The following is a 7,688-nucleotide window of genomic DNA, read 5'->3' as shown; positions in this document are numbered from 1 at the left end:
GACCTCCCGCACCTCGTCGTGGTCGTCGACGGCGGCAACGCCCACGGCGAACCCCGGCTGATCGGCGAAGACGGCCGGCTCGGCGTCACCGTCATCGAAGTCGGCCAGGAGCACCCGCGGACGTACTCGACCGAGCGGCTGCTGAGCCTGCACACCGCGCCCGACTCGCTCGGCATGGTCGTCGGCGACGCCACCGAGCAGCGGCTCGGGTTCCTCGGGCAGCCCGACGTCCTCGACCGCGGCGCGGCCGAAGCGCTGGCGAGGATGCTGACGCCGTTGCACACGCCGGCCGCCGTCGTCGGCGAGAAGCCGATGTCGGCGACGTTCGGGCTGGCCGGCCTGCTCGGCATCGGCGACCCGCGCGACACCGACACCGCGGTGACGTGGGCGCCGCGCGCGGCCCGCGACCGGCTGCGGATCCCGCTTGGCGTCAACCCCGAGGGCCGTCCGGTGGAGCTGGACCTCAAGGAGTCGGCCGAAGGCGGGATGGGCCCGCACGGCCTGGTCATCGGCGCGACCGGGTCGGGCAAGAGCGAGCTGCTGCGGACGCTGGTGACCGCGCTGGCCGTGATGCACTCGTCGGAGACGCTGAACCTGGCGCTCATCGACTTCAAGGGCGGCGCGACCTTCGCCGGGATGACCGGCCTGCCGCACACCTGCGCGGTCATCACGAACCTGTCCGACGACCTCGCGCTCGTCGACCGCATGGCCGACGCGCTGAACGGCGAACTGCTGCGGCGCCAGGAACTGCTGCACGCGGCCGGGAACTACGCGTCCGTGCGGGACTACGAGAAGGCGCGCGCGGACGGCGTCCCGCTGGACCCGCTGCCGTCGCTGCTGGTGATCATCGACGAGTTCTCCGAGCTGCTGTCCGCGCGGCCGGAGTTCATCGACCTGTTCGTCGCGATCGGCCGGCTCGGGCGCTCGCTCGGCATCCACCTGCTGCTGGCGTCGCAGCGGCTCGAGGAGGGCCGGCTGCGCGGGCTCGATTCTCACCTGTCGTACCGGGTCGGGCTGCGGACGTTCTCCGCCGCGGAAAGCCGGGCCGTCCTGGGCGTGGCCGACGCCTACCACCTGCCGCCGGTGCCGGGGTCGGCGTACCTCAAGGCCGACACCGACACGCTGATCCGGCTCAAGGCCGCCTACGTCTCCGGGGAGCTGCCGCCGCGCAGCACGGTCGTGCGCGAGGACGGCCAGGAGCTCGGCGTGCTGCCGTTTTCCCTGGCCCCGGTGGAGATCCCGGTCACGACCGAGGTCTCGCCGGCGCCGGAAACCGAGGGGACCGGCGAGACGATCATCGGCGCGATGCTGTCCAGGTTGGAAGGCCGCGGCCCGGCCGCGCACCAGATCTGGCTGCCGCCGCTGAACGAGCCGCCGACGCTGGAGCAGCTCCTGCCGCCGCTGGGCGAGGACGCCGCGCGCGGCCTGTGCCCGCTCGGCTGGGGCGGCAACGGCAAGCTGACCATCCCGGTCGCGCTGGTGGACAAGCCGTTCGAGCAGCGCCGGGACATGCTGTGGGCCGACTTCTCCGGCGCCGGCGGGCACGCGCTGATCGTCGGTGCCCCGCAGAGCGGCAAGTCGACGCTGATGAAGGACATCGCGGGCATGCTCGCGCTGACCCACACCCCGGCCGAGGTCCAGCTGTTCGTCCTCGACATGGGTGGCGGCGCGCTGGCCCCGATCGCCGGGCTGCCGCACGTGTCGGGCTACGCGACCCGCCGCGACGCGCAGCGCTGCCGCCGCGTGGTCGCCGAGCTGACGACGTTGCTGGAGCAGCGCGAGGAGTTCTTCGCCGCCAACGGGATCGAGTCGATCACGACGTTCCGCCAGCGGCGCGCGGAGTTCACCGAAAGCACCGACGGCCGCGAGTTCGGCGACGTGTTCCTGTTCGTGGACAACTGGACGACGATCCGCCAGGAGTACGAGCAGCTGGAGGAGCAGATCACCGGCCTGGCCGCGCGTGGCCTGGGTTTCGGCATCCACGTGATCGTCTCGCTCAACCAGTGGATCGGCGTCCGCGCCCAGCTGCGCGACGCGATCGGCACCCGCTTCGAGCTGCGTCTCGGTGACCCGATGGACTCCTCGATCGACCGGAAGGTGGCGGTCAACGTCCCAGCCGACCGCCCAGGCCGCGGCATCACGGCGGAGAAGCTCCACTTCCTGGCGGCCCTCCCCCGCATCGACGGCGACCAGCGCCCGGACACGATCGGCGCGGGCGGCGTCGACCTGGTCCGCCGGATCTCGGAAGCCTGGAAGGGCCCGCGCGCCCCGCAGGTCCGCCTGCTGCCGCCCGAGGTGCCCCTGGACGGGTTGCCCGCGGCCCCTTCGCGACAGGTCACGCTGGGCATCGCGGAGTCGACGTTGCGCCCGGTGTACCTGGACTTCGCGGCGGACCCGCACTTCGTGGCCTTCGGCGACGTGGAATCGGGGAAGTCGTCGCTGCTGCGTGCGCTGGCACACGGCATCACCTCGGCGTACACCCCGGAAGAGGCGGCGATCATCGTCGCCGACTACCGCCGCGGCCTGCTGGGCGCGGTGTCCGAGCCGCACCTGCTGGGGTACGCGGGCGCGGAGGGCAAGCTGACCGACCTGATCGCGGAATGCGCAACGGCGATGCGAAACCGGCTCCCGGGCCCGTCGGTGACGCCGGAGCAGCTGCGCAACCGCTCGTGGTGGCGCGGCCCGGAGCTGTTCGTGCTGGTGGACGACTACGAGCTGGTGGCGACGGTGGGGCGCAACCCGTTGCAGCCCCTGCTGGAGTTCCTGCCACAGGCCCGGGACATCGGCCTGCACTTGATCATCGTCCGCGGTTCCGGTGGTGCCGGGCGGGCGTTGTTCGAGCCGGTCCTGCAGCGGCTGCGGGAGCTGGGCTCGCCGGGGCTGATCATGTCGGGCACGAAGGACGAGGGCGCGTTGCTGGCGGACGTGAAGCCTTCGCCGCAGCCGCCGGGCCGCGGGACGCTGGTGTCGCGGCGGCACGGGACGGGGTTGGTCCAGGTGGCGTGGACCAAGCCTGCGGAGAGCTGATCAGCGCACCGGCGCGGTCATCTCCGTCGTGAAGCGGTAATAGCAGACCGCCTGGTGCTTGCCGGCGTTCCAGCTGTCCGCCGTCGGGGTCATGACCTGGACGCGCACTTCGGGCAGCTTCCGGGCGCCGGCCTCGCACCTGGCCAAGCTGCCGCGGTAGATGTCGAGGATGTCCGGCATCGGGCCCGCACCCAGCGGAAGCACCTCGAATGCCTCGGCGGTGTGCGTCTCGGTGCACGCCCGCCGGAAAACATCGGTGTTCCCCGACGCCACCGGCGACCAGAAGCAGTCACCGGCGACGAGATCAAGCCCGTGCGCGGCCCCCTCGGGCAGCTGCTCCTGACTCGCCCGCTGCTGCCACCACGCGGTCCCGGTGCTGATCCGGTACCCGAGGAACCCCATCCACCCGGCGAAGGCGACCAGGCCGCAGATCACCAGCACCAAGCCGCGCTGCCGCTGCTTCCGGATCCGCACCACGGCGACAACGGCGAAGACCGGGGCGAGCAGTCCGCCGATCAGCCCGGAGACGAGCGTGGCAACGGCGTACCGACTGACCGGCTGACGGCGGAGTTCGGTCCGCATGAGCTCGTCGAAGAGCTCAGGATCGTGCTGTGCTGCGGGCCGGCCGGCCTCCCCGGCACGAATCGCCCCCGACCGCGAGGCCCTGAGGGTCGCTTCTCCGGGCTCGCCGGCGTCCGGCTCGATCATTGTGGGCTCAGCTCTCGAAGTTCTCCCAGCCACGACCAGTCACCAGGTCGCTCCGCGAGCCGGCTGAGGACATCCCGCAGACCCGATCGCAGGTCAGCCGACTCCGCTCGGATCCCACCCTGGGTGCCCAGCCCGGCCCCGGACACCATGACGGTCCAGGTCTCGCCACCCTCGGCCAGGCGCTCGTCGTCGGCTTTGATGAGGGTCGTGACGCCGGCCTGCGCCAGCCGGGTCATGAGCGCTTCGACGTCCACAACGGTCCCTTCAGTATCCACGCAGGGCAGCGGCGATTCTTCGACGCTGGCCAGCTGACCCTTGCCGACCTGGTAGATCACATTACTCAGGCCCGCTGACGTCGGCCCACTGATGACGCCGTTGCGCACCAACAGCATCTCCACGACCGCCCAAGCCGTACGCTTGTTGGCGAGGACGCGTTGCTGGCGGAGATGAAGCCTTCGCCGCAGCCGCCGAGCCGCGGGACGCTGGTGTCGCGGCGGCACGGGACGGGGCTGGTCCAGGTGGCGTGGACCAAGCCGGCGGAGAGCTGATCAGCGAGCAGGTGCGGTCATCTCCGGCACGAAGCGGCACCAGCAGGGCAGCTTGCGGCGTCGACCTCGCACCGGGCCGGAGGCGCTGGCCGACATCGAGGATGCAGGATCGCGTTGTGGCGCGAGCGCGAGATACCTCATGTCATGAAGGGAAATAGCCCGACCTGACAACCCGGTCTTCGAGTTCCGGCGCATCGATCGTCGAAGGTTCCCCGTAGGAGAGGTCGTCTTCCGCCAGGTACAGACTGCTTGCCACCACGTAACCTCCGGTCAACGCGGCCGACGACACAACAAACAGGCTCCTGCCGCCCGAGACCTGAACCTCCGCGAACTCACCGGCCGGATCTCCGCCGTGCGACACAGTGATCTCGACGTTGTCCAGCCGTGATCGCAGCCGCATCTCCTGCACGCCGCGGAACATCAGGTCGACTCGCGTCGGAGTCGTCGCAGTCTGCGTCGACCGCAGCAAGAGGACGCTGTGGCTCACGTTGTAGGACCAGAGTTGAAAGGTTCGGTCGAACGTCAGCGGGAACACAAGAGCAGGCATGTCGATCTCCACACGAATACGGTCATCACTTGAACGGGTTGGCTTGCAGACGGCCCCCGATGTAGAAATCGACCTCTCGGAGAACTCCGAGCTGGTTGAACATGGTGATCTCCAGGTCGGTCGCTCCCCCGATCTGGCGTGCGTTCCGCGACAGCGCCCGATTGACCGCCGTCGCCACGTCGATTTCGGCACCGTCCATGCCGTCGAGCGCGAAGGAGACGCGAAATGCCTCCGGGTCGATCTTCAGGAGTTCCGCCGTGACCCACACCGTTCCTCTCCAGTCGCGGTCCGCCATGAGAGTTCGCGCACCGAGGATCCCCGACAACTGCTCAGCGTAGGCCTCCAGCCCCAACGCGATGTGGTCGGTACATCCCGAGTTGTGGACGAGCAGCGGGGTGTCCTCTGCGACAACGTAGTAGGTGTGCAGTCCCTCGACGGTGAAGTTGTAGACCTTCGCGTTGACCGCACCTGACGCAACGTTGACGACCTGAACTTCTCCATGTGTGGATCGCAGCTGGTCACCCGGTTGCAGGTTCTGCGCGGCCACCCACTTCTCCTGGCCGGTCACCCAGAACCGGTGTCCCGCGGTAGCCGTGATCTCCGCTTGGCCGGCAGTGGTGGCGACCCGGATGTGCTGGACGTCCTTTTGCCCCTGTCCGGTGATCAGCCGGGTGACGGAACGAGCCTGCGTCGTCCCGCTGACGGGATTGGTGGCGAGCACCCGATCGCCGACGTCGATGTCCTTGATCGGTTTCGTCGAGCCGTCAGCCAGCTCCACAGCGGTGTCACCCAGGAAGCTGTTGCGCTCGCAGGCCCCGAGCCCGGCGACGATCTCGGACAGGTTGGCGCCGGCTGCTTCCTGCCTGACGTACACGTCTTCCAGCAAACCGCCGACTCGCGCTGTGACGAGGGCGTCTCCGGTGGCGATCGCCATCCAGGACGTGAAAGCAGTTCCCTCCGGGATGATTGACGAAGCGAGCAGCGCACACGGTTCGAACGCAGCGCACAGCGTGCCGGCGAGAAGCGCGGTTTCCGTGGTCGCCAGCGCGCCGTAGATCGCGCCGAGTTCGTTGAGGGCCTGAGCCGCTACGGTGAAGGCGAGGTCGGTGGCGAAGGTGGGGCTCGTCTCGGCGTCGATGCACTGCTGCCTGAACGCACTTCCCATGTTCTCGGCGTGACGGCAGAGCCAGTCGTTGCTCATTGCGCGCATCACCTTGTCCGCGTCGGACATCTGCGCGAATTGGATGCACTCGTCGTAGCCGATGCCGCCGGGCAGACTCTTGCAATGCAGCAGCAGGATCCCGTTCGCTTCCGCCTGCTTCTGCTTCACCGTGGTGAGTGCCGCGGACACCGCGTCGTATGCCGCTGTCTTCGCCTTCTCCACGCTTTCGCCGGCGGCCAGAGCGCTCTTGAACGCGTCGTGAGCGGAACCATAGGCCTCCGAGGCCATGCGCGCGGCAAAGTTCGCGGACGAGTTCGCCCAAGCCGCCGACATCGCGGCACCACGGGCAGCCGTCCGCGCGTTCGCCGCGGCAGTGTTGGCGGTCGCCGCGGAATGCGCTGCTCGGGTCGCGGCGTCCTGGGCCGCCACGGCCGACTCGTGAGCCTGCTGCGCGCTGGCCGCGGCCTGCTGCCGGTCAGTCTCGGCCTGCTGAGCGTAGCCCGCGGCCTCGGCGGCGGCACCCCGCGCGGTGGCCGCTACCTGCTGGGCAAGGTCCGCGTTTTGCGCCGCGGTCTGTGCGGACTGCATCGCTTGGGCGAGGTAACCCGACACCTGGGCGTCGTGCGCGGCACTGTCCTGGTCCTGCTGGGCGGCGGTGTACTGCCCGGATACGAGGAAGTCGTGAACCATCGCCGGGGTGCCGTCGAGCGCGATCTGCGCGGCTGCCTGCAGTTGCGGTCCGCTGGTCGCGGCGGCGAGGATCTGGTTCGCCTTGATCCGGTCGTCGTTGACCGCGGCGGTCGTCTTGTCGGAGTCGAGGAAGCGCCGCAACGCCTCGTCGGTTTCGGCGTCCAGAGCCTTCTGTGCGGCGGCCTGGGTGGCGAAGTTCCCGGCTTGCTGAGCCGCGGCGAGAATGCGGTCCACGGCTATCCGGTCGTCGAGTTCGCGGCCGGGGTAGTCCTGCCTCTGCAGGAAGGCCTGAACGTCGGTGTCGCTTCCGGCGAGCGCGGCATCAGCGGCCTTCTTGAAGCCTGCGGTGCCGGTCCGTTCAAGGTTGGTCAGGGTGACGCGGTCGTCTTGGCCGGCTGCCACGGCGAGACCGGTGCGGACGAAGTCGACCGCGACGACGTCGGGACCGGCAAGCGCGTTCCGGGCAGCGGCCTGTGTCCACGGGCCGCCGCTGGTAGCCAGGGCCAGAGCTGCCTTGCGGGCGTCCGCCAGTGCAAGAGCGGGAACAGTACCGGGGGCGGTCGCTTCAGCGATCAACCGGTTGGTCTCGGCCGTTCGGAGATCGTTCTGGGTCTTGTTCCACCGGTCAGCAATGGACACTTGGTCCGCCGCGGCGCCGAGACGAAGTGCGAGTTCGTCGTCGCGCTCGGTTTCGGCCGCGAGGCGAGCCGCGTCGGCGGTCCGCGCGGCGTCGTACACCTGCTTGGCCTGGTTGGCCGCCGTGATGGCGGCTTGGGCCGCCTGGGTCGCCGCGTTCGCGTGCGCGGTGGCCAAGTTGGCGGCTTCGGTGGCGTTGTGGGAATGGTCGGCAGCGTCCAATGCAGCCGCCGCCGCGGCGTCGGCGTCGGTGGCGGCTCGTTCTGCGGCCGTTTGGGCGGCGTAAGCGGCGTTGGCCGCGGTGTCGGCGAACGCCGTCGCAGCTTGGGCGGCACGGGTCGCCCGGGCGGCGTTCGCGGCCGCGCTCGCT

At 69.8% G+C, this 7,688-nt stretch carries 5 protein-coding genes; 1 reads left to right on the top strand and 4 read right to left on the bottom strand.

The window, feature by feature from the left end; all coding sequences use genetic code 11:
* Positions 1-3,027: type VII secretion protein EccCb (eccCb, locus tag G3I65_RS39765; protein WP_160700657.1), on the top strand; the 3,027-nt coding region annotated here is incomplete at its 5' end.
* Here eccCb and G3I65_RS39760 read toward each other — a convergent pair.
* The 4 genes from G3I65_RS39760 to G3I65_RS39745 form a co-directional block, all read right to left on the bottom strand.
* Positions 3,028-3,609, bottom strand: coding sequence for a septum formation family protein (locus G3I65_RS39760; RefSeq protein WP_239071728.1), 582 nt, complete (start codon positions 3,607-3,609; stop codon positions 3,028-3,030). It lies immediately after the preceding gene.
* Positions 3,610-3,731: 122 nt separating this feature from the next.
* Positions 3,732-4,121, bottom strand: a complete 390-nt coding sequence (locus G3I65_RS57800; protein ID WP_239071727.1) for a hypothetical protein — start codon at positions 4,119-4,121, stop codon at positions 3,732-3,734.
* 304 nt (positions 4,122-4,425) lie between these two features.
* Positions 4,426-4,842 (bottom strand): hypothetical protein, encoded by a 417-nt coding sequence (locus G3I65_RS39750; RefSeq protein WP_160700656.1) that lies wholly within the window; start codon positions 4,840-4,842, stop codon positions 4,426-4,428.
* A 13-nt stretch (positions 4,843-4,855) separates the two neighbouring features.
* The coding region (locus G3I65_RS39745; RefSeq protein ID WP_255482013.1) for a polymorphic toxin-type HINT domain-containing protein at positions 4,856-7,688 on the bottom strand (2,833 nt) is incomplete at its 5' end.

Source organism: Amycolatopsis sp. SID8362 (assembly GCF_010550475.1).
GTDB lineage: Bacteria > Actinomycetota > Actinomycetes > Mycobacteriales > Pseudonocardiaceae > Amycolatopsis > Amycolatopsis eburnea.
The sequence above is the reverse complement of the archived record's forward strand: the minus strand, read 5'-3'. Positions and strand labels throughout refer to the sequence as shown.